Raw genomic sequence first — 26,996 nt, 5'->3', positions numbered from 1 at the left:
CGCATGGAAATCAAGGTCAACTTTCTCGACAACCTTCGACTTGAGGCCAAGTTCGACGACTTCACGGTGATTGCCGATCAACCCATTCGCTACAAGGGCGATGGCTCGGCACCGGGGCCGTTCGATTACTTCCTGGCTTCGTCGGCGTTGTGCGCGGCGTATTTCGTGAAGTTATATTGCGAAACCCGCAATATCCCCACCGAAAATATCCGCCTGTCGCAGAACAACATTGTTGATCCGGAAAACCGCTACAACCAGATTTTCAAGATTCAGGTCGAGTTGCCGGCGGACATCTCTGCCAAGGATCGGCAGGGGATCTTGCGCTCCATCGACCGTTGCACAGTAAAAAAGGTGGTGCAAACCGGGCCCGAGTTTGTGATTGAAGAGGTCGAAAACCTCGACGCCGATGCCCAGGCATTGCTGATGCCACACTCGACTGGCGTAGCGGGCACCTACATTGCGGGCAAGGACCTGCCACTGGAACAGACCATCGCCAACATGTCGGGCATCCTGGCCGACCTGGGCATGAAGATTGAAATCGCTTCGTGGCGCAACATCGTTCCCAATGTGTGGTCGCTGCACATCCGCGATGCGCACTCGCCGATGTGTTTTACCAACGGCAAAGGCGCGACCAAAGAAGGCGCGCTGGCATCGGCACTGGGCGAGTTCATCGAGCGGCTCAACTGCAACTTCTTCTATAACGATCAGTTCTGGGGCGAGGACATCGCCAATGCGGCGTTTGTGCATTACCCGGACGAGCGCTGGTTCAAGGCTGGCCCGAAGGACGAACTGCCGACCGAAATCCTCGACGAGTACTGCCTGAAGATTTACGACCGGGACGGCGAGTTGCGTGGCTCGCATCTGTACGACACCAACTCCGGCAACACCCAGCGTGGCATTTGTTCACTGCCGTTTGTGCGCCAGTCGGACAATGAGGTGGTGTACTTCCCGTCCAATCTGATCGAAAACCTGTTCCTGAGTAATGGCATGAGTGCTGGCAACACGCTAGCCGAAGCCCAGGTGCAATGCCTGTCCGAGATCTTCGAGCGTGCGGTCAAACGCGAAATCCTCGAAGGCGAAATGGCCCTGCCGGATGTGCCGCAGGAAGTGCTGGCCAAGTACCCGGGCATTCTGGCGGGTATCCAGGCCCTGGAAGAGCAGGGCTTCCCGGTGCTGGTCAAGGATGCGTCGCTGGGCGGGGAGTTCCCGGTGATGTGTGTCACCTTGATGAACCCGCGTACCGGGGGCGTGTTCGCCTCGTTCGGTGCGCACCCAAGCCTGGAAGTGGCTCTTGAGCGCAGCCTGACGGAACTGCTGCAAGGCCGCAGTTTTGAAGGCTTGAACGATCTGCCCCAGCCGACCTTCGAAGGTCAGGCGGTGACTGAGCCAAACAACTTCGTCGAGCACTTTATCGATTCCAGCGGTGTGGTCTCGTGGCGTTTCTTCAGCGCCAGGCCGGATTTCGAATTCGTTGAGTGGGATTTCTCCGGTCAAGGCGAAAACTCCAATGCTGAAGAAGCCGCAACGTTGTTCGGCATTCTCGAAGACATGGGCAAGGAAGTGTACATGGCGGTCTATGAGCACATCGGTGCCAAGGCCTGTCGCATTCTGGTGCCGGATTATTCGGAGATTTACCCGGTAGAAGATTTGATCTGGGATAACACCAACAAAGCGCTGCAGTTCCGCGCCGACATCCTCAATCTGCACAGCCTGAGCAAAGTCGGTCTGAGAACGCTGGCCAAGGGTCTGGAAAACAGCGAGCTGGATGATTACACCGACATCACCACTCTGATCGGCATCGAGTTTGACGACAACACGCCTTGGGGCAAATTGACGATCCTGGAGCTGAGGCTGCTGATTTATCTCGCCTTGCAGAAGTTTGATCAGGCGAAAGATCTGGTGGAAGCCTTTTTGCAATACAACGACAACACCGTCGAACGCGGCTTGTTTTATCAAGCCGTGAACGTCGTGCTGGAAATGCAACTGGACGATGATCTGGAGCTGAGCGATTACGAAGCCAACTTCCGCCGGATGTTCGGCAACGAGCGGATGGACGCGGCGATAGGGTCCGTGGATGGCAGCGTACGTTTCTACGGCCTGACACCGACGAGCATGAAACTGGAAGGGCTCGACAGGCACCTTCGGCTGGTCGACAGCTACAAGAAGCTGCATATGGCGCGGGCCAGGGTGGCGGCTTTATATAGCTGATGGCAGCAACAAAAAAGCACCTTGGGTGCTTTTTTGTTTTTTGGCGGCCAGCCAATCGTCTGCGCGCGTTGGCCTTGTTTTTTTGGCTATGTCAGGGGTAGTGGCTGCCTATGAGGAAGTCCTTCTATATAGAAGGAGCATTTTGGCTCCTCTATACAGGCTTCCTTTGGGCGTTCTGGTGCTTTCTGCAAGTTATTGATAGAAAAGCGGAATCAGTGCTTGACGGCAGATTCTGGAGGCCTATAATTCGCCCCACTTCCGGCGCAGTCGAAACGGAAAACTCCTTGGAAAACAAAGAGTTACCCAGGTTTCGGCAGCAGGTTGCTTCAGGTCATCGAAGCCGAAAGGAAGTTGAAAAAGAGGTGTTGACAGCAGCGTGTAACGCTGTAGAATTCGCCTCCCGCTGACGAGAGATCTGAAGCGCAAGTGGTTGAAGTTGTTAAGGATTCCTTGAAAACTTCTGAAAATAATCACTTGACAGTAAATGAGGCTGCTGTAGAATGCGCGCCTCGGTTGAGACGAAAGATCTTAACCAACCGCTCTTTAACAACTGAATCAAGCAATTCGTGTGGGTGCTTGTGGAGTCAGACTGCTAGTCAACAGATTATCAGCATCACAAGTTACTCCGCGAGAAATCAAAGATGTAACCAACGATTGCTGAGCCAAGTTTAGGGTTTTCTCAAAACCCAAAGATGTTTGAACTGAAGAGTTTGATCATGGCTCAGATTGAACGCTGGCGGCAGGCCTAACACATGCAAGTCGAGCGGATGACGGGAGCTTGCTCCCGAATTCAGCGGCGGACGGGTGAGTAATGCCTAGGAATCTGCCTGGTAGTGGGGGACAACGTCTCGAAAGGGACGCTAATACCGCATACGTCCTACGGGAGAAAGCAGGGGACCTTCGGGCCTTGCGCTATCAGATGAGCCTAGGTCGGATTAGCTAGTTGGTGAGGTAATGGCTCACCAAGGCGACGATCCGTAACTGGTCTGAGAGGATGATCAGTCACACTGGAACTGAGACACGGTCCAGACTCCTACGGGAGGCAGCAGTGGGGAATATTGGACAATGGGCGAAAGCCTGATCCAGCCATGCCGCGTGTGTGAAGAAGGTCTTCGGATTGTAAAGCACTTTAAGTTGGGAGGAAGGGCATTAACCTAATACGTTAGTGTTTTGACGTTACCGACAGAATAAGCACCGGCTAACTCTGTGCCAGCAGCCGCGGTAATACAGAGGGTGCAAGCGTTAATCGGAATTACTGGGCGTAAAGCGCGCGTAGGTGGTTTGTTAAGTTGGATGTGAAAGCCCCGGGCTCAACCTGGGAACTGCATTCAAAACTGACAAGCTAGAGTATGGTAGAGGGTGGTGGAATTTCCTGTGTAGCGGTGAAATGCGTAGATATAGGAAGGAACACCAGTGGCGAAGGCGACCACCTGGACTGATACTGACACTGAGGTGCGAAAGCGTGGGGAGCAAACAGGATTAGATACCCTGGTAGTCCACGCCGTAAACGATGTCAACTAGCCGTTGGGAGCCTTGAGCTCTTAGTGGCGCAGCTAACGCATTAAGTTGACCGCCTGGGGAGTACGGCCGCAAGGTTAAAACTCAAATGAATTGACGGGGGCCCGCACAAGCGGTGGAGCATGTGGTTTAATTCGAAGCAACGCGAAGAACCTTACCAGGCCTTGACATCCAATGAACTTTCCAGAGATGGATTGGTGCCTTCGGGAGCATTGAGACAGGTGCTGCATGGCTGTCGTCAGCTCGTGTCGTGAGATGTTGGGTTAAGTCCCGTAACGAGCGCAACCCTTGTCCTTAGTTACCAGCACGTTATGGTGGGCACTCTAAGGAGACTGCCGGTGACAAACCGGAGGAAGGTGGGGATGACGTCAAGTCATCATGGCCCTTACGGCCTGGGCTACACACGTGCTACAATGGTCGGTACAGAGGGTTGCCAAGCCGCGAGGTGGAGCTAATCCCACAAAACCGATCGTAGTCCGGATCGCAGTCTGCAACTCGACTGCGTGAAGTCGGAATCGCTAGTAATCGCGAATCAGAATGTCGCGGTGAATACGTTCCCGGGCCTTGTACACACCGCCCGTCACACCATGGGAGTGGGTTGCACCAGAAGTAGCTAGTCTAACCTTCGGGGGGACGGTTACCACGGTGTGATTCATGACTGGGGTGAAGTCGTAACAAGGTAGCCGTAGGGGAACCTGCGGCTGGATCACCTCCTTAATCGACGACTCAGCTGCTCCATAAGTTCCCACACGAATTGCTTGATTCATTGAAGAAGACGATAGAAGCAGCTTTAAGCTCCAAGCTGATAGCTCACGCTAACAGTTACAAGCTCGAAATTGGGTCTGTAGCTCAGTTGGTTAGAGCGCACCCCTGATAAGGGTGAGGTCGGCAGTTCGAATCTGCCCAGACCCACCAATTTTGTATGGGGCCATAGCTCAGCTGGGAGAGCGCCTGCCTTGCACGCAGGAGGTCAGCGGTTCGATCCCGCTTGGCTCCACCATAAACTGCTTCAACGTGTCGAAGAGTTTAGAAATGAATATTCCGCGATGAATATTGATTTCTAGTCTTTTGATTAGATCGTTCTTTAAAAATTTGGGTATGTGATAGAAAGATAGACTGAACGTTACTTTCACTGGTAACGGATCAGGCTAAGGTAAAATTTGTGAGTTGCTCTTAGAGCAAGTGCGAATTTTCGGCGAATGTCGTCTTCATAGTATAACCAGATTGCTTGGGGTTATATGGTCAAGTGAAGAAGCGCATACGGTGGATGCCTTGGCAGTCAGAGGCGATGAAAGACGCGGTAGCCTGCGAAAAGCTTCGGGGAGTCGGCAAACAGACTTTGATCCGGAGATGTCTGAATGGGGGAACCCAGCCATCATAAGATGGTTATCTTGTACTGAATACATAGGTGCAAGAGGCGAACCAGGGGAACTGAAACATCTAAGTACCCTGAGGAAAAGAAATCAACCGAGATTCCCTTAGTAGTGGCGAGCGAACGGGGACTAGCCCTTAAGTGGCTTTGAGATTAGCGGAACGCTCTGGAAAGTGCGGCCATAGTGGGTGATAGCCCTGTACGCGAAAATCTCTTATCAATGAAATCGAGTAGGACGGAGCACGAGAAACTTTGTCTGAATATGGGGGGACCATCCTCCAAGGCTAAATACTACTGACTGACCGATAGTGAACTAGTACCGTGAGGGAAAGGCGAAAAGAACCCCGGAGAGGGGAGTGAAATAGATCCTGAAACCGTATGCGTACAAGCAGTGGGAGCCCACTTTGTTGGGTGACTGCGTACCTTTTGTATAATGGGTCAGCGACTTATTTTCAGTGGCGAGCTTAACCGAATAGGGGAGGCGTAGCGAAAGCGAGTCTTAATAGGGCGTCTAGTCGCTGGGAATAGACCCGAAACCGGGCGATCTATCCATGGGCAGGTTGAAGGTTAGGTAACACTGACTGGAGGACCGAACCGACTACCGTTGAAAAGTTAGCGGATGACCTGTGGATCGGAGTGAAAGGCTAATCAAGCTCGGAGATAGCTGGTTCTCCTCGAAAGCTATTTAGGTAGCGCCTCATGTATCACTGTAGGGGGTAGAGCACTGTTTCGGCTAGGGGGTCATCCCGACTTACCAAACCGATGCAAACTCCGAATACCTACAAGTGCCGAGCATGGGAGACACACGGCGGGTGCTAACGTCCGTCGTGAAAAGGGAAACAACCCAGACCGTCAGCTAAGGTCCCAAAGTTATGGTTAAGTGGGAAACGATGTGGGAAGGCTTAGACAGCTAGGAGGTTGGCTTAGAAGCAGCCACCCTTTAAAGAAAGCGTAATAGCTCACTAGTCGAGTCGGCCTGCGCGGAAGATGTAACGGGGCTCAAACCATACACCGAAGCTACGGGTATCACGCAAGTGATGCGGTAGAGGAGCGTTCTGTAAGCCTGTGAAGGTGAGTTGAGAAGCTTGCTGGAGGTATCAGAAGTGCGAATGCTGACATGAGTAACGACAATGGGTGTGAAAAACACCCACGCCGAAAGACCAAGGTTTCCTGCGCAACGTTAATCGACGCAGGGTTAGTCGGTCCCTAAGGCGAGGCTGAAAAGCGTAGTCGATGGAAAACAGGTTAATATTCCTGTACTTCTGGTTATTGCGATGGAGGGACGGAGAAGGCTAGGCCAGCTTGGCGTTGGTTGTCCAAGTTTAAGGTGGTAGGCTGAGATCTTAGGTAAATCCGGGATCTTAAGGCCGAGAGCTGATGACGAGTTACCCTTTGGGTGACGAAGTGGTTGATGCCATGCTTCCAAGAAAAGCTTCTAAGCTTCAGGTAACCAGGAACCGTACCCCAAACCGACACAGGTGGTTGGGTAGAGAATACCAAGGCGCTTGAGAGAACTCGGGTGAAGGAACTAGGCAAAATGGCACCGTAACTTCGGGAGAAGGTGCGCCGGTGAGGGTGAAGCATTTACTGCGTAAGCCCACGCCGGTCGAAGATACCAGGCCGCTGCGACTGTTTATTAAAAACACAGCACTCTGCAAACACGAAAGTGGACGTATAGGGTGTGACGCCTGCCCGGTGCCGGAAGGTTAATTGATGGGGTTAGCTAACGCGAAGCTCTTGATCGAAGCCCCGGTAAACGGCGGCCGTAACTATAACGGTCCTAAGGTAGCGAAATTCCTTGTCGGGTAAGTTCCGACCTGCACGAATGGCGTAACGATGGCGGCGCTGTCTCCACCCGAGACTCAGTGAAATTGAAATCGCTGTGAAGATGCAGTGTATCCGCGGCTAGACGGAAAGACCCCGTGAACCTTTACTATAGCTTTGCACTGGACTTTGAATTTGCTTGTGTAGGATAGGTGGGAGGCTTTGAAGCGTGGACGCCAGTTCGCGTGGAGCCATCCTTGAAATACCACCCTGGCAACTTTGAGGTTCTAACTCAGGTCCGTTATCCGGATCGAGGACAGTGTATGGTGGGTAGTTTGACTGGGGCGGTCTCCTCCTAAAGAGTAACGGAGGAGTACGAAGGTGCGCTCAGACCGGTCGGAAATCGGTCGTAGAGTATAAAGGCAAAAGCGCGCTTGACTGCGAGACAGACACGTCGAGCAGGTACGAAAGTAGGTCTTAGTGATCCGGTGGTTCTGTATGGAAGGGCCATCGCTCAACGGATAAAAGGTACTCCGGGGATAACAGGCTGATACCGCCCAAGAGTTCATATCGACGGCGGTGTTTGGCACCTCGATGTCGGCTCATCACATCCTGGGGCTGAAGCCGGTCCCAAGGGTATGGCTGTTCGCCATTTAAAGTGGTACGCGAGCTGGGTTTAGAACGTCGTGAGACAGTTCGGTCCCTATCTGCCGTGGACGTTTGAGATTTGAGAGGGGCTGCTCCTAGTACGAGAGGACCGGAGTGGACGAACCTCTGGTGTTCCGGTTGTCACGCCAGTGGCATTGCCGGGTAGCTATGTTCGGAAAAGATAACCGCTGAAAGCATCTAAGCGGGAAACTTGCCTCAAGATGAGATCTCACTGGGACCTTGAGTCCCCTGAAGGGCCGTCGAAGACTACGACGTTGATAGGTTGGGTGTGTAAGCGCTGTGAGGCGTTGAGCTAACCAATACTAATTGCCCGTGAGGCTTGACCATATAACACCCAAGCAATTTGTGAACTCGAAAGAGGCCAGATTGCGGTGTGTGAAGACGAAAGAACCGAAAGTTCGACGCTCACAAAACACCGATTTCCATCACATACCCAATTTGCTGAAGCGAGGCCAACCGGTCACGACTCAGTACCCGAATTTCTTGACGACCATAGAGCGTTGGAACCACCTGATCCCATCCCGAACTCAGCAGTGAAACGATGCATCGCCGATGGTAGTGTGGGGTTTCCCCATGTGAGAGTAGGTCATCGTCAAGATTAAATTCCGAAACCCCTATCTGCATCTGCAGGTAGGGGTTTTGTTTTTACCCCCCCAATCCCCTGTAGGAGCGAGCTTGCTCGCGAAAAAACCGAGCGCACCGCGGGGCCTCAGGTTTCCCGCGTCATCGTTAACGTCCATCGCGAGCCAGCTCGCTCCTACAACTGATCCTTTTCGCAGTTAACCATCCACGACACACCAAAACGGTCGACCAGCATGCCGAAGCGCGCCGCCCAGAACGTGGCCTCCAGTGGCATTTGCACGGTGCCGCCGCCAGCCAGCGCATTGAAGACCCGTTCGGCCTCGGCAATGCTGTCGACGTTGAGTGAAATCGAGCAGGCGCTCATTTTATCGACGGGGCGATCAGGTGTGGTATCCGACCCCATGATGGCCTGATCGCCCACTATCAGGCGGGTATGAATGATCAGGTTGTGCAGATCCTTGGGGACATGCCCAGCGGCAGGGGTTTCACCGAAGGACAACATGGCTTCGAGCTGGCCTTGCAGGCACTGCGCATAGAACGTGAAGGCGTCTTTGCAGTCGCCGTTGAAGATAAGGTAGGGATTGATTTTCATGGTCGGCTCCAGGTGCTCAAGTGCACACATCGGTTTGGACGCCGGGATTGTCGGCGAATTCCGATTGTGTCGAGCCGACAAGCAAAGCGCTAAATCGTCGCTGGAGCCTGGGTTTCTTTAGACGTTTTTTCTATAGGCCGCGCCAGGCTTATCGCCTCCGGCGCACGCCGCGGCGCAAGCACGCGTTCGATGGCGCCGCTGACCATGCTCTCCAGCAGCTCATCACGTTCCTGCTCGTCCAGCACATGGGGCGTCAGCCAACTGGGCGCGCTGTTGAGCAGGGCGCCAATGGCATGTCCGGCGGCCAGCAGGCCTTGCTCGCTGAAACGGGACTTCGCGCCCAGCATCTTCAGCAGCGTGCGTTCGTATTGCTCGCGCAATTGCCGGACCCGAGCCTGTTGCTCTTCGTTCAGGCAACCGCTGTCGCGCTCCACCAGGCGAAAATGCCAAGGCATCTCCCGATGCAGATTCAAGTGCGCGCGGATCAGGCTGTTGAGCTTGTCGCGTTTGGCCGGCGCTTTCTGCTGAATGCGCCCCAGGGTGGCCAGCAACTCCTCGTAGAACTCCTCGATCAGGTCGAGCAGCAGATGCTGTTTGCTGGGGTAATGGTGATACAGCGAGCCTGGGGAGAGCCCCAGGCTCGTCGCGAGCTCACGCATGCCGACCTGGCCGAACCCCTTGCAGGCAAACAGCTCCAGGACCTTGTCCCGGTACTCGGCAAAGCGCGAGCAACGCTCAGGCATAGGCATGGAAGCCGCGCCCCGTTTTGCGCCCCAGGTAACCGGCCGCGACCATTTCCTTGAGCAGCGGCGCGGGGCGATATTTGCTGTCGTTGAAACCGTCATAGAAGGCTTCGAGGATCGACAACAGGGTATCCAGACCAATCAGGTCCGCCAGGGCCAACGGACCGATAGGCTGATTGCAACCCAGACGCATGCCAGCGTCGATGTCTTCGGCGCTGGCCAGGCCTTCCTGGAACACCAGGATCGCTTCGTTGATCATCGGCACCAGGATCCGGTTGACCACGAAGCCCGGACGGTTGCCGGCGGTAATCGCGGTTTTGCCAAGGGTGGTCGCCATGTCCAGCGCCAGTTTGTGGGTCGCGTCACTGGTTTGCAGGCCGCGGATGACTTCGATCAGGCCCATCACAGGCACCGGGTTGAAGAAATGCAGGCCGATGAAGCGCTCGGGCTGGCTGACACTGGCGGCGAGTTGAGTGATCGACAGCGACGAGGTATTGGAGGCAATCACGCATTCGCTGCTGACTTGCGCGGCGATCTGTTGCAGCACACGCAGTTTCAGGTCGAGATTTTCCGTCGCCGCTTCGATGACCAACTGCGCATTTTGCAGACTGCTGTAGTCGGTGCTGGTGCGGATTTTGTCGAGGGCGGCCTGTTTCTGCTCCTGCGTCAGGGTTTCCTTGGCGATCTGCCGGTCCAGGTTTTTACCGACTGTTGCGACGGCTTTTTGCAAAGCGCTTTCGGAAATGTCGAGCAAGGTCACGTTGAAACCGGCCATGGCGCAGACTTGTGCAATGCCATTGCCCATGGTGCCCGCACCAATCACCCCGATGTTTTGCAGATTCATGTTCCCATCCTTCGATCAAACCCTGCGATACCTTGGCCGCGACGGCAGCCGAAGGCGTACTATTGCCGCGAGTCTAGAGCCGGCAGGGCCGTTGTCCTATGCCAAAACTGTTCAACGGCAATGATGTTTTTTGCCATTCGGGTGATGAGAGAGAAGCGTACCAATGCGGGAAAAGGACTCGGTTGCCGCCTATTTCGTGCAGGCAATGATCCATGGGCTGAGGGATGATCCGCAGCGCGTGACGGCGATGCTCGAACAGGCGGGCATTGATCCGGCGGTCATGAACGAACCCACGGCGCGGGTGCCGGCCAATGCGTTTGCCGCCTTGTGGCTGATTCAGATCCGCGAACTCGATGACGAGTTTTTCGGGCTCGATTCCCATGGCATGCCGCCGGGCAGTTTCGCCCTGATTTGCCGAGCACTGATTCAGGAACCCGATCTGCACAAGGCCATGCGTCAGTGCCTGGCCAACTTCGGGTTGTTCCTGCGCGATTTTCGCGGCTCGCTGGCCGTACGGGGCAAGCGTGCGGTCATCAGCCTGGAAACCTGTTCGACGGACAACGACGCCAGCCGGTTTGGTGAAGAAACGTTCCTGGTGTTGATGATCAGTCTGATGTGCTGGCTGGGCGGCCGGCGCATTCCCATAGACCGCGCGGACTTCCGCCATTCGCGCCTGTCGCTTGGCGACGACCGTCTGCTTTGGGGCCCCAACCTGACCTTTGGTGCCGAGCGCACCGAAATCGAATTTGCCAGCCATTACTTGCGCCTGCCGGTGGTTCAGGATCTGGCCTCGCTGAAAGTGTTTCTGCGTACCGCGCCGCAATGGCTGGTGATCCGCTTCCGAAACCAGCATGGCCTGGCCTCGCAGGTTCATCAGCGCTTGCGCGGCAATCATTACAGTGAATGGCCGACGTTGCAGGCCTTTGCCCTGGAACAGCATCTGAGCCCCAGCACCTTCCGCCGCAAACTGGAGCGTGAAGGCTGCTCCTATCAGGAGATCAAGGACGAAGTACGGCGCGGTGTGGCCTTCGAGCAATTGCGTGAGAGCGATGCGAGCATCAGCGATATCGCCGAGCGACTGGGGTTCCAGGAACCCAGCGCCTTCCATCGGGCATTCAAGAAGTGGACCGGGGAAAGTCCGGGGCGCTATCGGGCCCGTTATCAGGGGGAGCGGGGCGCAGAAGCGACCAACCTTCAGGAGTCCTGCGAGCCCTGAACCAGCGCCTGTCCGGCCACCTGATGGGGGCTTGCCTTCAGCAAGCCATCAAGTGCCTGGCGATACTGGCTGCCACCCAGGCTCATGCTGTTGTTGTGTGTACCGCCGGGTATCAGCAGCAGGCGCTTGGGTTCATGGGCGGCATTGAACAGTTGCTGGCTGAATCGTGAGGGCATGAACGGATCAGCCAGGCCGTGCACCACCAGCAGCGGCATATCGATGTCGACGATCTTGTCGATTGAGTCGAACTTCTGCGACAACAGCCAGCGCACTGGCAACCCGCTCATCGGCAGGTTGTTGTTGGCCACCTCCGCGACCGCATCGCCCAACGAGGTGAAAGAAGACTCGATGACCAGACCGCGCACCGGCACCGGGACGTGCTGCTGCTTAGCCTGTGCAGCCAGGTCCGCCGCGAGTTCGATGGCCACTGCACTGCCCAGTGAGTGTCCGTAGATCAGACGCTTGCTGGCATCCGGTTGCATCGCGACAAAGCGTTCCCAGGCGACGTGCGCGTCTTCATACACACTGGCTTCCGAGGGCAAATCGCCTTTGCTCTGACCGAAGCCACGGTAGTCGATGGCCAGCACCGAATAGCCCATGGCCCGCAATTGCTCGATGCGAAACGCCTGGCCCGTGAGGTTCCAGCGCACGCCATGCAGGTAGAGAATTGCCGGCGCATCGCGGCGGGCGGCCGGCCACCACCAGGCATGCAGGTTTTGCCCGGCCTTGAAGCTGGCGGGCTGGATATCGAATTCCTGAACGTCCTGCGGCAAGCCGCGATACCAGCCTGCCGTGCCCGGTTCGATGCGGAACAGCAACTCGCGCTCTTTGTATTTGAGCGCCCCACAACTCACCGGCAAGCCGACGACCAGCACGGCCATGCACAGCAACGACAACCAGCGTCGGCGCAAGAGAGCGAGGAGGGGAGCAGACATCGGACGGTCCATCAGAATGGGAAGCACGGGTTTTAACAGATGAACCCGTGCACCAGGAGATTTTTCCGACCACCGTTGAGGCGCAATGGTTAAACGTCGCTGCCTGCCGAAGTTGGCACCGGCTCAGTCCACCCGCAGGACAATCTTGCCGATGTGCTCTCCCGCTTCCATCCGGGCATGGGCCTGTGCCGCTTCAGCGAGTGGGTAAACCTGGTCGATCATCGGCAGGCAGCGTCCGGCAGTCAGCACCGGCCATACGTGTTCGTGCAGTTGTCGGGCGATGGCGGCTTTTTCTTCCCCGGTTCTTGAGCGTAACAGGGAGCCGGTGACAACGGCGCGTTTGGCCATGATCGCCAGCAAGTCGACATCCCTGGCGTAAGCACCACCGAGGAAACCGAGCATCACCAGGCGACCTTCCAGGGCCAGGGCGGCCACATTGTTGTTGAGGTACGAGCCGCCCATGATGTCGAGTACCACGTTGACGCCCTGGCCCGCGGTTTTTTCCGCGATGACCTGCACAAAGTCCTGATCGCGATAGTTGATTGCCTCAGCGCCCAATTCGCAGATCGCTGCGCATTTTTCTTCACTGCCGGCGGTGGCGAATGCTTCGATGCCGAGCTCGCGGCACAGCATCAACGCGGTGGTGCCGATGCCGCTGGTGCCACCGTGGATCAACACACGCTGACCCTGGCGTGCACCGCCAAGACCGAACAGGTTGGCCCACACCGTGAAGTAGGTTTCCGGGATGGCCGCCGCCTGCAACCAGTCCATGCCTTTGGGGATCGGCAGGGCCTGACTGGCCGGGACCACGCAGTATTGCGCGTATCCGCCGCCATTGGTCAGGGCGCAGACCTTGTCACCCGGCGCAAACTCGCTGACGCCCGCGCCAATCGCCACCACTTCACCGGCCACTTCCAGTCCCGGAATCGGGTTCATGCCGGGTTTCAACGGGTATTTGCCGGCCCGTTGAAGCGCGTCCGGGCGATTGACCCCGGCGGCGTGCACGCGGATCAGAATCTCGCCGGCCGCTGCAACGGGCACAGACGCCTGGCGCGGTTGCAGGACGTCGGGGCCACCGGGTTCGGTGATTTCGATCAGGGTCATGGTCTGGGGCAGTGTCATTTCATATACCTGTATTGAGTGTTAATGATTCGGAAGAACGGCTGAGCAGTCGGCTGCCAAGTTCCAGCAACAGCGCTACAACAATGGCACCGGCGGCGATCACGAACATCAAGGCATGCTGGCCGCCACTGGCGTTGAACAGCGCCGAATAAGCGAACCCGGAGAGGGCCTGGAAGGTAGCGAACGAAACGGTGGCACGACTCCAGGCAACCTGTTGCCGGTGATGCTCCGGGATCAGCTCATGCACCCGCGCCAACGCCAGCGGCACGATGCCTGGCGGGAAGGAGCCGAGGATCACCGCCAGTACAGCCAGCGCCGCGAACGAACTGCTGATCGATAGCAGGCCAACCGCCAGCGCCTGCACCACCAGCACGATGCGGATACCCGTTTTCGCGCCCAGTTGGTCGGCCAGAAAACCGTAGCTCACCGGCCCGACAATCGCGCCCAGGCCATACATCACCCAGATCAGCGCGCCGACATGCGCCCCGGCATTGAGCCCTCGGGCGACGTAATCCACCAGGAACACCATGGCCGGTACCAGCCCGGCGGCCATGAACGCGTATTGGGCGAACAGCAGGTAAACGCTCGGGTCGGTTGGGCTCGACGACGATGTATTCGACGGCGCAGCGGCTGTCGGGTGCGTGGCGGGTGGCCAGCCAAACCAGCTGGCAGCGGTCAGAATCAGAGCCAGCACACCAAGGCCGAACCAGGTTTGCTGCAAGCCGAGGCTCAGCAGCGGCGGCACGATTGTCCCCGACCCGGCAATGCCCAAGCCGATGCCCAGGAAAATCGCGCCGCTGGCCAGGCCTTTGCGGGCCGCCGGCACGTGGGGCAATACGGTTGCCGCCACCAGTACCATGATCGCGCCACCGGCAATACCCGACAGCAGGCGCCAGCCGAAGAACCAGCTCACCGACAACGGAAAACCACAGGCGAAAAACGCCAGCGTCACTGCCAGCATCATCAGGCGCAGGGCGGTCTTGTTCGAGGTTCGGCGTGCCAGTGGATGGCCGATCAGTGCGCCGATCAGGTAACCCACCAGATTGGCGGCACCGAGGTACACCACGTCGCTGGCGGAAAACCACTGAGCCTGGATCAGCGAAGGTATCAACGGTGTATAGGCGAAACGCGCCAGGCCGATGCTGACCAGGCTGGCGCAGAGACCGGCGAAGATCGGCAGCCAGATCGAGCTGCGTGCAGGGGTAACCGGAGGCGATGAACTGTGCATGCGCATTGTCCTGTGGGGTAACTCAGGCTTTCAGCATATCGAGATTCTTCGAAGCATTAATGCAGCGATTACGCGCTATGCTGATGCGTAATTGCATCATCAGGAGAGCGGTATGAATTGGGATGACGCCCGGGTATTTCTCGCGGTTTGCCGCGAATTCACGTTGCGTGGCGCGGCGCGGGTGTTGGGGGTCGATCAGGCCACGGTCGGCCGGCGCATCACGGCGCTGGAGAAGTCATTGAGCGCGACCTTGTTCCTGCGCACCTCCGAAGGTTACGCGCTGACGGCTGTTGGCGAAGCGGCGCTCAAGGCGGTGGAGAAGATGGAACATTCGGCCCTGGAGCTGGAACGCCGGATCCAGGGCCTGGACGATCGCTTGAGTGGCACGGTACGCGTCAGTACCACCGATACCCTGGCGATTGATTTCCTGATCCCGGCGATTGCCCGCCTGCATCGACAACACCCGGATGTACGGGTGCAACTGGACGCCACCACACAGATTCTCAGCCTGGCCAAACGCGAGGCGGACATCGCCGTGCGCAACACCCGACCGGACAACCCGGACCTGATTGCCCGGCGCATCGCGCGCTGGCCGGTGGGTCTGTTTGCCTCGCAAGCCTATGTCGATGCCCACGGCGTACCGGAGCCTGGCTCGGCGTTCGCCGGGCATGATTTGGTGGTGTATCAACCGTACTTGCAGGGCAACAAAGACCTGACGCTGGTCTCTGAGCCGGTGGCGCGCGGGCGGATTGTCGCGAGCCTCAGTTCCAGCCTGCTGGTGCGCCGTTCGATTGCGGCGGGGATCGGGGTCGGGGAGGTTCCGGTGTACATGGGGGAGCGAGACGGACTGGTCAGGCTGTGGCCAGAACGCGCACGACCGTTGCCCTATGACATCTGGCTGGTGACCCACGCGGACCTGCGGCATACGGCCCGGGTCCGGGCGGTGATTGATGAGATTGTCGCGGGGTTCGCCGGGACCGGCGAATAAATCCGGGGACCACACAACCTGTGGGAGCGGGCTTGCTCGCGAAGGCGGAGTGTCAGACGACATCTCTGTTGAATGACACTGCGCCTTCGTCGGATCGCCGCCCGGAGCAAGCCCGCTCCCACAGGGTTTTGTCATGGCATTTCCGGCAATTCCTGTGGGCGCAGGTCGAAGACCAGTACTTCAGCGTCCACGCCGTTGCTCAAGGTCAGCGCCTGTTCTTCGCGGACCCGCACACCGTCGCCTTCCTGCAACAACACTCCGTTGAGTTCGACGCTACCTCGGGCCACGTGTACATAGGCGTAGCGGTTGGCGGCGAGCTCCAGGGTGGCGCTTTCCTTGCCGTCGATCAGGCCGGCATACACCCGCGCATCCTGACGCACCTTCAGCGAACCCTTGGCACCGTCCGGCGAGATGATCAGTTGCAGGCGCCCGCGTTTCTTCTGGGTGCTGAAGTGCTCTTGCTGATAGCGCGGTTTGGCGCCGCTGACGTCGGGCACGATCCAGATCTGAAGAAAGTGCACCGGCCGGGTGGTGGAGTGGTTGAACTCACTGTGGGCCACGCCGCTGCCGGCGCTCATCAGTTGCACGTCGCCGGGTCGGATCACCGAACCGGTGCCCAGGGTGTCCTTGTGTTCCAGGGCTCCTTCAAGCACGTAGGAGAAAATCTCCATGTCGCGGTGCGGGTGCTGGCCGAAGCCTTTACCGGCGGCGACGCGGTCGTCGTTGATCACCAACAGGTCAGAAAAACCCTGCTCTTTCGGGTTGCGATAGTTGGCGAAGGAAAAGGTATGGAACGACTTCAACCAGCCGTGATTGGCCAGGCCACGATCCGAGGCTTTGCGAAGAGTCAGCATGATGAAATCTCCTGTGGGGACGTGAATTCGTCCGACTGAGGAGAAGGTTAATGTTTACCTGTTGGTTCAATAAGTAGATGAAAATTGAAATACTGTCTCTGTCAGGTTGACAGTTGTTTGTAAAATGAGCCACCGGTATTTGAGGCATAATCTGCCATAAATCACGGCAACCAAACCTGTGGGAGCGGGCTTGCCCGCGATGACTGACTTCCAGTCGACATTGATGTTGGCTGACACACTGCTATCGTGGGCAAGCCCGCTCCCACAGGTTTCAATACCGGTCAATGTTTCCGCCTTTGATCCCAGTGAATTCCAATCCATGAAAACCGTGGCAATGGTGCTGTTTCCCGACTTTCTCCTGCTCGACATGGCCGGGCCCATGGAAGTGTTTTCCATCGCCAACCGTTATCTGAAACCCGAAGATCACTATGTGCTGACGACCATCGGCACCGAGCCCGGCGCACTGCGGGCGTCCAACGGAGTGAGCGTGCACGCCGACCGGCACATCGATCAGGCCTGCGAGGGTTTTGATTTGCTGCTGGTACCCGGTGGCCCCGGCGCCTACAACGAAAAGCATCCGCCATTGCTCGACTGGCTCAGGCACAACGTCAGCCGGTCCGCCGGTTATGGTTCCATCTGTACCGGGGCGTTCGTGTTGGGGCATGCCGGTTTGCTCGATGGCTATCGCGTCACCACCCACTGGCACTACACCGAGCGACTGATCAAGGCCTTTCCGAAAGCGACTGTCGAGACCGATCAGATCTTTGTTCAGGACCGTAGCCTGATCACTTCCGGCGGCGTGACTGCCGGAATCGACCTGGCGTTGTCGGTGGTGGCGCAGGACCACGGCAAGAAGGTCGCCCAGGATGTGGCCAAGGTGCTGCTGGTGGTGATGAAGCGCCAGGGCGGGCAGGCGCAGTTCAGCCCGTTGATGGCAGCGGTGGCCCCCCAGGAAACGGCGATTACCCGCGTGCAGAACCATGTGCTTGAGCACCTTGATGAAACCTACAGCATCGAGTCCATGGCCGGGCTGGCCAACATGAGCCCGCGTCATTTCGCCAGGGTGTTTGCCAGGGATGTGAACATGACGCCAATGGAGTTTCTGCAAAGCGCCCGCATCGATTGCGCCAGGAACCTGCTGGAAACCACGGAATTGCCGCTCAAGACCGTGGCGTTCAAAAGCGGCTTCGGCAGCGTGCGGCACATGCGGTTTCTGTTCAGTGAAAAACTTGGCCTGACCCCGACTCAATACCGCGAGCAGTTCAGCTAGCTGGCGCGTGTCCGTCGCGCGCACCGCAATGGCCGTGACGCTCCTCCCGTGACAGTTGTACGGTCACCGAGGCCTGCCAAGATACCGCTGAACTTATTGCAAGGAAGATGTGGAGCCAGGATACAAGCCAGGTTTCCAGCGGGTGACAGCCCATGAACAGCCTCAGAGATGTAAACAGCGAAGCGGTGCTGCGATTTGGTCCCTACGTCTTTCACCTAAGTCAGCGACTGGTGCTGGACGGCGATCGACCACTGCGCCTGGGCGGCCGTGCCCTTGATGTGTTGCAGGTGCTGGTCGAGCACGCGGGCTCGGTGGTCAGCAAGGAGGAGTTGATTGCGCAGGTCTGGCCGCGCTCGGTGGTCGAAGAGATCAACCTGCGCGTACACATTGCTGCCCTGCGCCGTGCCCTGTGCGACGGGCAGAACGGCCAGTGCTACATCGTCAACATTCCCCAGCGCGGCTACAGTTTTGTCGCCCCGGTACAGCACTCGCCAGAGCCTGCATCGTTCCCGAGCGAGACCGTACAAAAACCTGTGCACAACCTGCCGACACGGCTCACGCCGATTACCGGACGCGATGCCGTTGTCGGCAGTCTGGTGCGGCAATTACCGGTGCGGCGATTCATGACCCTGGTCGGGCCATGCGGGATTGGCAAGACCACCGTAGCCCTGCGTGTGGCCGAACTGTTGTTGCAGCACTATCGGCACGGCGTGTGGCTGGTGGACCTGGCGGCAATCGATGACCCGGCGCAAGTGACCGATCACCTCACGCGAACCCTTGAACTGAAGGTCGGCACCACGTTGGAAGCGCTGTCGCAACGGCACGCCTTGTTGGTCCTGGACAACTGCGAGCATCTGCTCGAACGCTGCCGGACGCTGATCGGGACACTGCTGCATTCGATGCCTCGACTGTCGATCCTCGCCACCAGCCGCGAGCCGCTCAAGGCGGCGGGTGAAACCGTGTTGCGTCTGCCACCGCTGGCGGTGCCGCCGGCATCAGCGCTGCGCAGTGTTGCCGAGGTCATGGGTTATACGGCGGTGCAGTTGTTTGTCAGCCGTGCCCGGGCCCGTCAGCAAGGCTTTAACCTGCGTGAACAAGACCTCAAGGTCGTGCGCGAAATCTGCTGGCGCCTGGATGGCTTGCCACTGGCGATTGAACTGGCCGCGGCGCAGATCGATGCGTTGGCGCTGGTGGGGTTGCAGGCCCAGCTCGACAACTGTTTTCAGTTGCTGACCCAGGGCCGTCGCACGGCCGTTCCCCGGCATCAGACCCTCAAGGCCGCGCTGGACTGGAGCTACGAGCGGTTGGCTGCAGTGGAACAAACCGTGTTGCAGCGCCTGGCGGTGTTCAAAATGGCGTTTACCCAGGACGCAGCGATTGGCGTGATCTGTTGCGACAGGCTGCTCGCCGCCGACTTGATCAAGGTGCTGGAAAGCCTGGCATTCAAGTCACTGCTGTCCCGGGAGCAGGTGAGTGGAGTGATCCGTTACCGCTTCCTCAACACCACCCGCACCTACGCGCTGGAAAAACTCGAACTCAGTGGTGAGTTGCGCACCCTCGAAGTGCGTTATGCCGGTTACATCAGTCAAATGCGCTGGCCTTCAGGCGGGCAGGCGGCATTGCAACTCGTCGAGTAACTGGCGAACCGTCATCAGGTCTGGCGTGGCAAAACCTTCGGTGAAGCGCTGGTAGACCGGTGCCAGCAATTGATACGCCCGTTGGGAGTGGCCCTGACGCTGCCACATCTGCGCCAGCGAGGTGGCGCTGCGCAGCTCCCAGGCCAGGGCACCCTGGGCCTTTGCCACGTCGAGTGCATTGAGCAGCACCGCTTCGGCCGTCGCGGCCTTGACCGGACAATCCGTTGCGAGCAACGTCCTGGCTTTGGCCCGCAGAATCTCTGCCGTGCTCCAGCCCGACGCACCGCTTTGCGCGCGTTCGAGCAAATCATCGTCGACGCAGGTCGGATCCAGCGTGACCATGATGTCTTTGATCAAACCGACACTTTGGCGGCCGGTTGGCCGAACATCGGTGCCGCCGATCACCTGCGCATAGTGTTGCGCCCAGTTGTAGAACAGAGGAACCGAATGTTTCTGCGCCTGTTCCAGCAGCAGGCGCAGGAGTTCGCGGGCACTGCGGGTGTCGCCGTTGTAGTAGGCGATCAGGCAGCCGGAGAGCGCCAGGGTGTAGCAGATCGACGTGCCGTGGTTGATCTGCAACGCGATGTCCAGCGCCTGCCGGGCCGTGCGCCAGGCCTGTTCCGGTTGGCCTTGCAGCCAGAGGACGCGCGCGTGGATGGTCAGCGCCGCAACGCCCTGGTCGTATTGCACGCCGAAACCATGGGTGAAACGGTTGAGATGGCCGCTGTGGGCCATGCGTTGCAGCACCTGTTCGGCATGCTCCCGAGCCTGATGCTGGTCGCCGGAGAAGTGCAGGGCCAGCACGCGCAATCGGTTCGTGCTGAGGGACATCAGGGCGTCGTCATGCAGCCCGAGCTGATCGAATTGCCCGCTCTGTTCCAGGGCCATCTGGTAATGACCGCAGCTGAGATTGACGGCCAGGTGACCGGAAATCGCCCGCAGCTGACCCGCCACATCGTCAAGTTGTCTGGCCAGGGCTCTGGCGCTGACAAAGGCGCCAACGGTTTCGGCGCTACCACCCTGAGCGTGGTAACAGGCACTGCCCAGGGCCAGCTTGAGGGCCATCTTCAAGCGCGGGCAAGGCTCGGGTGACTGATCGAGCAAGGCCAGCGCCTTGCGCACATAACCGCCATGTTCCTTGAGCAGTGACAGCTCCTGCCACAAGGGGGTGGACGCCGCGGCCAGGCGTATCGCCAGTGCCCTCGGCCCTTGCGCGTGCAAACCCCAGTCGAGGGCCGCGCGGATATCGTCCAGGGCGCGGCCATAGCGCTCGATCCACAGGCCGGTCGAGGTTTTCTCCCAGGCGTCCTGCGCCTGTTGCATCAGCGCCAGGCAGCGCTCGGCGTGCCGCTCCCGCGTGCCGGACAGGTCGGTGGTTTGCGTGAGCTTTTCCAGGGCGTAGTGGCGGGTGGTATCGAGCAAGCGGTAGTACACGTCTTCGTCGCCCACCTCCACGTTCAATAACGACTTGGCGACCAGTTGCGTGATTGAGCCGAACACCACGCGGGGTTCGATGTGTTCGCCGACAATCACTGCCGCTGCCGACTCCAGGGTGAAGCCACCGCGAAACACACTCAGTCGGCACAGGCAGGTCTTTTCGCAGGCGTTGAGCAGTTCGAAGCTCCAGTCCAGGGTTGCGCGCAAGGTCTGATGGCGCGCCAGGGGCGTCTGGCAGGGCTGGGTCAGCACCCGGAAACTGCTTTGCAACTGCGCCAGCAAGCCGTGCAATCCGAAGTTGCCCACTTGCGCCGCTGCCAGTTCGATGGCCAGTGGAATGCCGTCCAGACGGTGGCAGATGTCGATCAACAGCGGCAGCTCATCGTCCGTCAGTTCAAAGCTGTCATGGCTGGCCATGGCCCGTTCGACGAACAGTTGCACGGCGGAAAAGGTCATGGCCTGGGCGCGGTCGAGGACGGCGATGGGCGGCGGGCAGTCGAGTGACTCCAGACGCTGGACGAATTCCCCTTCGGCCCGCAGGCTCTCGCGGCTGGTGGCGAGGATGTGCACTTGCGGCGCACTGCGCAGAATGTTTTCGCTGAGCTGGGCAATGGCGTCGACCAGGTGCTCGCAATTGTCGATGACCAGCAGCATGTGGCGGTCGCGCAGGTAGTCTGCAAGCCCGCTCAGGGGTTCATCGTCGTGCAGGGCCAGTTCGAGCAATGTCGCCAGATGGCCGTCGATCATCAGCGGGCAGTTGACCGGGGCCAGGTCCAGCAGGCGAATGCCGTCCCGGTAGCGACCGATCATCTGTTCGGCGACCCGCAGGGCTACGGTGGTCTTGCCGATGCCGCCGGGACCGACGAGGGTGATGAAGCGCTGGCGTGGCAGTTGCATCATCAGATGGTCGACCAGCGTCTGCCGGCCGATCATGCGCGTACGGCGCACCGGCAGGTTATGTCGGCTCGGCGCATACGCCTCGGGCGCTGGCGGTTGCCCGGCCTGCTCCAGTGAGTGCGGTGCGACGAAACTGTACCCGCGCTGGGCCACGGTGATGATATAGCGCTGGCCGGCCTGGCCGTCGCCGAGCGCCTTGCGCAACGCGGCCATGTGCACCCGCAGGTTGATGTCTTCGACCACGCTGTCGGGCCAGACCCGGGCGATCAATTGTTGCTTGCTGACCACGTTGCCGGCGTGTTCCAGCAGGATCAACAGGATGTCCATGGCGCGCCGACCCAGGCGCAAGGGCTGGTCAGCCTCCATCACCAGGCGTTGTCCGGGGTAGACCCGGTAGGGGCCGAAATGCACAACCTGTTCGGGGGATAGGGTCAACGAGTCACTCCTGGAGCATCCGTCTGGTACGCGGTTTTCGAGCATATTCCTCAGGTTTTTCACTAAGCGCAATGCGCCGACCGGGTGACTGTCGGGTGCAGGCAATGACTCTAACGTACAGGCCCGGGACCGTCAGCCCCGAGATCATTGGGCGCGACAGATGGACAGCGATTGCCGGGGCTTTTTGCGCACCATGGAAAATTAACAACGTTTAACTCGTCCTGCGCCCGACTGCGCCCAAAACTCTCTACCTGTAGGAGCGAGCTTGCTCGCGATGGTGTGTCAGCCACATTGGTGTCGACTGATATTCCATCGTCGGAACGCCGCCCGGAGCAAGCTCGCTCCTACAAGGGAATTAAATCCATCTCAAGGACAAACCAATGAGCAACGTGGTGGTGGTCTATCACAGTGGCTACGGGCACACCCGGGTCATGGCCGAAGCTGTGGCCGGGGGCGTGGAACGGCACCTGGGCAGCACCTGCCAGTTGATACCGGTCGAGGAAGTGCACGAGCACTGGGAGCGCCTGCACAACGCCGATGCCATTATCTTCGGCGCGCCGACCTACATGGGCAGCGCCTCGGCGGCCTTCAAGGCGTTCATGGAGGCCACGGCGGCGTTCTACCTGGCCCAGCCCTGGCGCGACAAACTCGCCGCGGGGTTCACCAATTCCGGCTGCCTGTGCGGCGACAAACTCAACACCTTGCTGCAGATGGCGGTGTTCGCCGCCCAGCACTCGATGATCTGGGTCGGCCTTGACCTGTTGCCGGCGCGCTCCAGCACCGGCGCGTTCAACGGCCAACTCAATCGCTTGGGCAGCTCACTGGGCGCCATGGCCCAGTCGAATGTCGAGCAATCCCCCGACGATGCCCCTCCGCCCGAGGATCGCTGCACCGCCGCGCACCTGGGCGAGCGTGTGGCGCGCCTGGCGGATCGCATGAAGCAACTACCGGTTTGATTCCCCCCCCAACCCTCGTTTAGGAGGCATCACCCATGAGCACCTTTACCACCCGCGACGGCGTCGAGATTTACTACAAGGACTGGGGCACCGGACAGCCGATTGTCTTCAGTCACGGCTGGCCATTGAATGCTGACAGCTGGGAATCGCAGATGATCTTCCTGGCCTCCAGGGGCTACCGGGTCATCGCTCACGACCGTCGCGGTCATGGACGTTCCAGCCAGCCGTGGTCGGGCAATGACATGGACCATTACGCCGACGATCTGGCGCAGTTGATCGAGCTGCTCGATCTGCAGGACGCCGTGCTGTTCGGCTTCTCCACCGGCGGTGGCGAGGTGGCACGATACATCGGTCGCCACGGCACCGGCCGCGTGGCCAAGGCCGGGCTGATTTCCGCCGTGCCGCCGCTGATGCTCAAGACCGAAGCCAACCCCGGTGGCTTGCCGCTGGAGGTGTTCGACGGCATCCGCCAGGCCTCGCTGGCCGATCGCTCGCAGCTGTACATCGACCTCGCCAGCGGCCCGTTCTTCGGCTTCAACAAAACTGACGCAAAACCATCCCAAGGCATGATCGACTGGTTCTGGATGCAGGGCATGATGGCCGGCCACAAGAACGCCTATGACTGCATCAAGGCGTTCTCGGAAACCGACTTCACCGAAGACCTGAAGAAGTTCGACGTGCCGACCCTGGTGGTGCATGGCGACGCGGATCAGGTCGTGCCGTACGAGGCGGCGGGCGTCTCCAGCGCCAAACTGGTGAAGGGCTCGACCCTGAAGATTTACCCGGGTGCCCCTCACGGTTTGACGGACACCCATAAGGATCAGCTCAACGCGGATCTGCTGGCGTTCCTCAAGGGGTGATATCCGACTGAAAGATCGCAGGTGCAGCCTGCGATCTTTTACCGCTCGACGAGGTGCCGCGGACAAACTGACAGCGCCAGGCAAACGGGGTGATGCCTTCGCTGCGGGTGAAAATGTGGCAGAAGTGCGCCTGATCGCAGAAGCCACACTCGAGGCTGATCTGCGTAAGGCTCATGTCGGTATACTGGATCAATTGCTTGGCCAGGGTAATGCGTTGCTGGCGAATCCAGTCCTGCGGCGAGAGGCCGGTGCTGCACTTGAAAGCGCGGGAGAAGTGACTGCGCGAGAGGGCGCAGGCCTGTGCCAGATCGGTGACTTCCAGGCTGTCACCGAGGCGATCGAGGATCAGTTGCTTGACCAGTTTTTCGCGCTGCGGGCTGAGGCCGCCGGTACTGGTCTTGCGAGGCTCGCTGGCAAGTGCGCGGGTAGTGATGTGCTGTGGGTAAGCCATGGCCATTGTCCGTTCGGGGGAGGAAAAGCACTGGCGCCCGGCTTGAGCGATCAGCACCGTTACTCTGGAAAAAAAACAGTTCTGCGCTGAGGGCTTCATTGTTGGAGTTGCCCTCAGCGTCTGACGAGTTAAACGTTGTTAATTCCATCCCCCGAAGGTATGAACACAGCACATCGCTGCAAGTGTGAGCAACGGCGATGGGCACAAGATGCGCAGCATGGAGCGGGCCATCTCGGACCGCTGGCTGGCTTGAAAAGGTGAGCAGATGAAACGGACATGGCAGGGAACGCTGGGGGCCATTGGCCTGGTTCTGATATCCACCAGCGCGCTGGCCCAGGCGCCCGCGCAGGCGGGTACGCAAGTACCCGGGTACTTCCGGCTGGCGCTGGGGGATTACGAAGTGACGGCGCTGTTCGATGGTTACAACGACCTGTCGCCGAAGCTGTTGCAAGGCATGAGCCAGAGCCAGATCCGCGCTCTGCTGGCCCGTCGTTCGATTGAAACCCCGGGTGTGCAGACCGCCTTCAACGCGTTTCTGGTCAACACCGGTAAACAGCTTGTGCTGATTGATACCGGGGCAGGGCAGTGCATCGGTCCTACCGCCGGCCAGCTCCCGGCCAATCTGCAAGCGGCCGGCTACAAACCTGAGCAGGTGGACGCCATCCTGATCACTCACCTGCACCTGGATCACGTCTGCGGTCTGGTGGACGGCCAGCAACAACCGGTGTTCGCCAACGCCACGGTGTATGCGGCCAAGGCCGAAGCCGACTACTGGCTCGATCCGCAAGCATTGACCAAGGCGCCGGAAGCGGCCAAGGGCTACTTCAAGATCGCTCAGGATTCCACGGCCCCTTACGTTACCGCCGGTCGTTTCAAGACCTTCACCCCCGGTCAGTCACCACTGCCGGGTGTGGTCGAGGCGCAACTGGAAGCCGGGCACACGCCGGGCAGCACCACGTACCGTTTCACTTCCCAAGGGCAAAGCATCCTGTTCATAGGGGACCTGGTGCACAACCTCGCCGTGCAGTTCCTGCACCCTGAGGTATCGATCGGTTTCGACGTCAACAGCCAGCAAGCGATCAACAGTCGCAACCAGGTGTTCAGTGCCGCGGCCGCCAGCAAGACCTGGGTGACGGCGGCGCATCTGCCGTTCCCCGGCATCGGTCATATCAGCGCACAAGGCAAGCATTTCGAGTGGGTGCCGGTGGAGTACGGACCGTACAAACGCGCGGCGAACGTGCCGTTGATCGAGTACAAAAGTCACACACACACACACACGTGTGTGTGTGCCCGCCCCCCACACACACACACACACACACACACACACACACACACACACACACACACACACACAAAAAAAAATAAAAAATAAAAAAAAAAAATAAAAAAAAAAAAAAAAAAAAAAAAAAACAAAAAAAAAAAAAAAAAAAAAAAAAAAAAAAAAAAAAAAAAAAAAAAAAAAAAAAAAAAAAAAAAAAAAAACAAAAAAAAAAAAAAAAAACAAAAAGCAGCATTTTTACTAGCCCACACACACACAAAAAATTACAAACTTATTTCTTACATATGAGCTCTTCTTCCATCGTATGTTTGTGATAATTTTCAGCCCTGTCCTAAAGAACCCAACCACTCTTCTGGCGCTTCTTCTTTGGTGACAGCGTGAAAACGCTGCATTTTCGAACATTTGCAATCTGTTATTAAAACAATACTTTGCTGTCTTGTTGCTGTTTCTTTTGTGGATAAAGATTGCGTAGACGTCAGGCCTGGCCTTCAGCACCGTCGATCGGTTAAAATTAATCCGGCGACCAGTTGTGATATCGCTCACCGTCGACCTCGGTTGTTGAACCGAACATTTCCATCCCACCTGCGCCAGATAAAAGCTTCTTCCGTTTTCCTCGTCAATGTTGGCAGAACCAGCCCTGTAAACCATACCGTCGAGAGAGACCTGAATGAGCAACCACGCGGATACCGTAATGCCAGCACCAGACTTCGTCTCCCATGCCAGCGCGCATCGCGTCTGCCCATTGAGGTATTCAGGTAAAATTTTAACGGCCATTGCCGGTGAGCCGCTCTTCTCCGGGAACCCGTGCGACCACCAGTGAATCCAGCGAAGAATAAGATAATAATCAGCAGCGGTGAATTTGCGGCGTTCGTTGATTGTGGTGCATTGTCCATAGACTGCCAGTTGTTCTGCCGTGCCTGATTGCCGCGGCCTGTGCGTTGGTGGAGGGGTGTGGGTTGCGGGCTGAGGATCCGCCGTTCGAGATTGAGGCGGCGCAGTTGTCGATGGCCTGGAGCGGGGTGCATGACAATGATCCGGCTGAGCGGTGGTTGCGGGCGCGGATCAGTCAGTTCATGTCTGCTTCTTTGGATATTCCCTCCTGACTGCGTACATATCCGTTTTTTTGTTATGGCGGCTTA

At 58.3% G+C, this 26,996-nt stretch carries 17 protein-coding genes, 2 tRNA genes, 3 rRNA genes and 2 pseudogenes; 14 read left to right on the top strand and 10 right to left on the bottom strand.

Translation table 11 applies throughout. The features are described 5' to 3' along the window. Positions 1-3: 3 nt before the first annotated feature. The 6 genes from ACEN8Q_RS11340 (at position 4) to rrf (ending at position 8,129) form a co-directional block, all read left to right on the top strand. Positions 4-2,208: an OsmC domain/YcaO domain-containing protein gene (locus tag ACEN8Q_RS11340; protein ID WP_413705189.1), complete on the top strand. Its 2,205-nt coding sequence runs from the start codon at positions 4-6 to the stop codon at positions 2,206-2,208. Positions 2,209-2,906: 698 nt separating this feature from the next. After that, positions 2,907-4,443, top strand: a 16S ribosomal RNA gene (locus ACEN8Q_RS11335). A 121-nt stretch (positions 4,444-4,564) separates the two neighbouring features. Then, positions 4,565-4,641 (top strand) — tRNA-Ile (locus tag ACEN8Q_RS11330). A 9-nt stretch (positions 4,642-4,650) separates the two neighbouring features. Further along, positions 4,651-4,726 (top strand) — tRNA-Ala (locus ACEN8Q_RS11325). A 240-nt stretch (positions 4,727-4,966) separates the two neighbouring features. Then, positions 4,967-7,858 (top strand): 23S ribosomal RNA (locus tag ACEN8Q_RS11320). 155 nt (positions 7,859-8,013) lie between these two features. Continuing rightward, a 5S ribosomal RNA gene (rrf, locus tag ACEN8Q_RS11315) occupies positions 8,014-8,129 on the top strand. Together the 16S, 23S and 5S rRNA genes with 2 tRNA genes alongside form the textbook arrangement of a ribosomal RNA operon. 159 nt (positions 8,130-8,288) lie before the next feature. On the opposite strand, the gene ACEN8Q_RS11310 is transcribed toward rrf, so the two are convergent. The 3 genes from ACEN8Q_RS11310 to ACEN8Q_RS11300 all read right to left on the bottom strand — a co-directional run bounded on the left by ACEN8Q_RS11310 (position 8,289) and on the right by ACEN8Q_RS11300 (position 10,292). After that, positions 8,289-8,705 (bottom strand): VOC family protein, encoded by a 417-nt coding sequence (locus tag ACEN8Q_RS11310; protein WP_413428753.1) that lies wholly within the window; start codon positions 8,703-8,705, stop codon positions 8,289-8,291. A gap of 89 nt (positions 8,706-8,794) precedes the next feature. Beyond that, positions 8,795-9,454, bottom strand: coding sequence for a TetR/AcrR family transcriptional regulator (locus ACEN8Q_RS11305; RefSeq protein WP_413428752.1), 660 nt, complete (start codon positions 9,452-9,454; stop codon positions 8,795-8,797). Continuing rightward, the gene (locus ACEN8Q_RS11300) at positions 9,441-10,292 is read right to left on the bottom strand and encodes a 3-hydroxybutyryl-CoA dehydrogenase (RefSeq protein ID WP_413428751.1); all 852 of its coding nucleotides are present in this window, start codon (positions 10,290-10,292) and stop codon (positions 9,441-9,443) included. The genes ACEN8Q_RS11305 and ACEN8Q_RS11300 overlap by 14 nt, the downstream gene beginning before the upstream one ends. Before the next feature lie 163 nt (positions 10,293-10,455). On the opposite strand from ACEN8Q_RS11300, the gene ACEN8Q_RS11295 reads away from it, so the two are divergent. Continuing rightward, positions 10,456-11,508: an AraC family transcriptional regulator gene (locus ACEN8Q_RS11295; RefSeq protein ID WP_413705188.1), complete on the top strand. Its 1,053-nt coding sequence runs from the start codon at positions 10,456-10,458 to the stop codon at positions 11,506-11,508. On the opposite strand, the gene ACEN8Q_RS11290 is transcribed toward ACEN8Q_RS11295, so the two are convergent. From ACEN8Q_RS11290 to ACEN8Q_RS11280, 3 genes are all read right to left on the bottom strand, one after another. Next, complete coding sequence (locus ACEN8Q_RS11290; protein ID WP_413705187.1) at positions 11,487-12,443, bottom strand: alpha/beta hydrolase; 957 nt, start codon at positions 12,441-12,443, stop codon at positions 11,487-11,489. The two genes, ACEN8Q_RS11295 and ACEN8Q_RS11290, sit on opposite strands and share 22 nt — an antisense overlap. 123 nt (positions 12,444-12,566) lie before the next feature. Next, on the bottom strand, positions 12,567-13,565 hold the full coding sequence (locus ACEN8Q_RS11285) for an NAD(P)H-quinone oxidoreductase (protein ID WP_413428748.1): 999 nt from the start codon (positions 13,563-13,565) through the stop codon (positions 12,567-12,569). A gap of 1 nt (position 13,566) precedes the next feature. Then, positions 13,567-14,793, bottom strand: coding sequence for a YbfB/YjiJ family MFS transporter (locus ACEN8Q_RS11280; protein ID WP_413705186.1), 1,227 nt, complete (start codon positions 14,791-14,793; stop codon positions 13,567-13,569). A 112-nt stretch (positions 14,794-14,905) separates the two neighbouring features. Between ACEN8Q_RS11280 and ACEN8Q_RS11275 the strand changes: the two genes are divergently transcribed. Further along, complete coding sequence (locus tag ACEN8Q_RS11275; RefSeq protein WP_413705185.1) at positions 14,906-15,781, top strand: LysR family transcriptional regulator; 876 nt, start codon at positions 14,906-14,908, stop codon at positions 15,779-15,781. A 131-nt stretch (positions 15,782-15,912) separates the two neighbouring features. Here the strand turns inward: ACEN8Q_RS11275 and ACEN8Q_RS11270 are convergent, their stop codons facing one another. Both ACEN8Q_RS11270 and ACEN8Q_RS11265 read right to left on the bottom strand, forming a co-directional pair. Continuing rightward, positions 15,913-16,635: a pirin family protein gene (locus tag ACEN8Q_RS11270; protein ID WP_413705184.1), complete on the bottom strand. Its 723-nt coding sequence runs from the start codon at positions 16,633-16,635 to the stop codon at positions 15,913-15,915. A gap of 66 nt (positions 16,636-16,701) precedes the next feature. Continuing rightward, positions 16,702-16,920: a hypothetical protein gene (locus ACEN8Q_RS11265; protein ID WP_413705183.1), complete on the bottom strand. Its 219-nt coding sequence runs from the start codon at positions 16,918-16,920 to the stop codon at positions 16,702-16,704. 34 nt (positions 16,921-16,954) lie between these two features. On the opposite strand from ACEN8Q_RS11265, the gene ACEN8Q_RS11260 reads away from it, so the two are divergent. Together ACEN8Q_RS11260 and ACEN8Q_RS11255 are read left to right on the top strand one after the other, a co-directional pair. Beyond that, positions 16,955-17,905, top strand: coding sequence for a GlxA family transcriptional regulator (locus ACEN8Q_RS11260; RefSeq protein WP_413705182.1), 951 nt, complete (start codon positions 16,955-16,957; stop codon positions 17,903-17,905). 152 nt (positions 17,906-18,057) lie between these two features. Next, on the top strand, positions 18,058-19,542 hold the full coding sequence (locus ACEN8Q_RS11255; RefSeq protein ID WP_413705181.1) for an ATP-binding protein: 1,485 nt from the start codon (positions 18,058-18,060) through the stop codon (positions 19,540-19,542). On the opposite strand, the gene ACEN8Q_RS11250 is transcribed toward ACEN8Q_RS11255, so the two are convergent. Next, the gene (locus ACEN8Q_RS11250; protein WP_413705180.1) at positions 19,507-22,311 is read right to left on the bottom strand and encodes an ATP-binding protein; all 2,805 of its coding nucleotides are present in this window, start codon (positions 22,309-22,311) and stop codon (positions 19,507-19,509) included. The genes ACEN8Q_RS11255 and ACEN8Q_RS11250 overlap by 36 nt on opposite strands. 380 nt (positions 22,312-22,691) lie before the next feature. Here ACEN8Q_RS11250 and ACEN8Q_RS11245 point away from each other — a divergent pair, with 380 nt between their 5' ends. Further along, positions 22,692-23,267 (top strand): flavodoxin family protein, encoded by a 576-nt coding sequence (locus ACEN8Q_RS11245; RefSeq protein WP_413428585.1) that lies wholly within the window; start codon positions 22,692-22,694, stop codon positions 23,265-23,267. A gap of 35 nt (positions 23,268-23,302) precedes the next feature. Further along, complete coding sequence (locus ACEN8Q_RS11240; protein WP_413428586.1) at positions 23,303-24,127, top strand: alpha/beta fold hydrolase; 825 nt, start codon at positions 23,303-23,305, stop codon at positions 24,125-24,127. On the opposite strand, the gene ACEN8Q_RS11235 is transcribed toward ACEN8Q_RS11240, so the two are convergent. Continuing rightward, positions 24,117-24,578, bottom strand: coding sequence for a helix-turn-helix domain-containing protein (locus ACEN8Q_RS11235; protein ID WP_413705179.1), 462 nt, complete (start codon positions 24,576-24,578; stop codon positions 24,117-24,119). The two genes, ACEN8Q_RS11240 and ACEN8Q_RS11235, sit on opposite strands and share 11 nt — an antisense overlap. 265 nt (positions 24,579-24,843) lie before the next feature. Between ACEN8Q_RS11235 and ACEN8Q_RS11230 the strand changes: the two are divergent. Beyond that, positions 24,844-25,830, top strand: a pseudogene (locus ACEN8Q_RS11230) (MBL fold metallo-hydrolase); the annotation flags it as partial. Between the two features lie 953 nt (positions 25,831-26,783). Further along, a pseudogene (locus ACEN8Q_RS11225) lies at positions 26,784-26,960 on the top strand (LysR family transcriptional regulator); the annotation flags it as partial. Between the last annotated feature and the right edge of the window lie 36 nt (positions 26,961-26,996).

Origin of the sequence: Pseudomonas sp. Pseusp16, assembly GCF_047324915.1 — a bacterium.
GTDB lineage: Bacteria > Pseudomonadota > Gammaproteobacteria > Pseudomonadales > Pseudomonadaceae > Aquipseudomonas > Aquipseudomonas fluorescens_CD.
The sequence above is the reverse complement of the archived record's forward strand: the minus strand, read 5'-3'. Positions and strand labels throughout refer to the sequence as shown.

Excerpts from the sequence above, each read along its gene's own strand:
- ACEN8Q_RS11340 (WP_413705189.1), top strand. The coding sequence starts at position 4 with ATGGAAATCAAGGTCAACTTTCTCGACAACCTTCGACTTGAGGCCAAG.
- ACEN8Q_RS11255 (WP_413705181.1), top strand. The coding sequence starts at position 18,058 with ATGAACAGCCTCAGAGATGTAAACAGCGAAGCGGTGCTGCGATTTGGT.
- ACEN8Q_RS11260 (WP_413705182.1), top strand. The coding sequence starts at position 16,955 with ATGAAAACCGTGGCAATGGTGCTGTTTCCCGACTTTCTCCTGCTCGAC.
- ACEN8Q_RS11275 (WP_413705185.1), top strand. The coding sequence starts at position 14,906 with ATGAATTGGGATGACGCCCGGGTATTTCTCGCGGTTTGCCGCGAATTC.
- ACEN8Q_RS11295 (WP_413705188.1), top strand. The coding sequence starts at position 10,456 with ATGCGGGAAAAGGACTCGGTTGCCGCCTATTTCGTGCAGGCAATGATC.
- ACEN8Q_RS11290 (WP_413705187.1), bottom strand. The coding sequence starts at position 12,443 with ATGTCTGCTCCCCTCCTCGCTCTCTTGCGCCGACGCTGGTTGTCGTTG.
- ACEN8Q_RS11285 (WP_413428748.1), bottom strand. The coding sequence starts at position 13,565 with ATGACACTGCCCCAGACCATGACCCTGATCGAAATCACCGAACCCGGT.
- ACEN8Q_RS11300 (WP_413428751.1), bottom strand. The coding sequence starts at position 10,292 with ATGAATCTGCAAAACATCGGGGTGATTGGTGCGGGCACCATGGGCAAT.
- ACEN8Q_RS11245 (WP_413428585.1), top strand. The coding sequence starts at position 22,692 with ATGAGCAACGTGGTGGTGGTCTATCACAGTGGCTACGGGCACACCCGG.
- ACEN8Q_RS11235 (WP_413705179.1), bottom strand. The coding sequence starts at position 24,578 with ATGGCTTACCCACAGCACATCACTACCCGCGCACTTGCCAGCGAGCCT.
- ACEN8Q_RS11305 (WP_413428752.1), bottom strand. The coding sequence starts at position 9,454 with ATGCCTATGCCTGAGCGTTGCTCGCGCTTTGCCGAGTACCGGGACAAG.
- ACEN8Q_RS11310 (WP_413428753.1), bottom strand. The coding sequence starts at position 8,705 with ATGAAAATCAATCCCTACCTTATCTTCAACGGCGACTGCAAAGACGCC.
- ACEN8Q_RS11270 (WP_413705184.1), bottom strand. The coding sequence starts at position 16,635 with ATGCTGACTCTTCGCAAAGCCTCGGATCGTGGCCTGGCCAATCACGGC.
- ACEN8Q_RS11240 (WP_413428586.1), top strand. The coding sequence starts at position 23,303 with ATGAGCACCTTTACCACCCGCGACGGCGTCGAGATTTACTACAAGGAC.
- ACEN8Q_RS11280 (WP_413705186.1), bottom strand. The coding sequence starts at position 14,793 with ATGCACAGTTCATCGCCTCCGGTTACCCCTGCACGCAGCTCGATCTGG.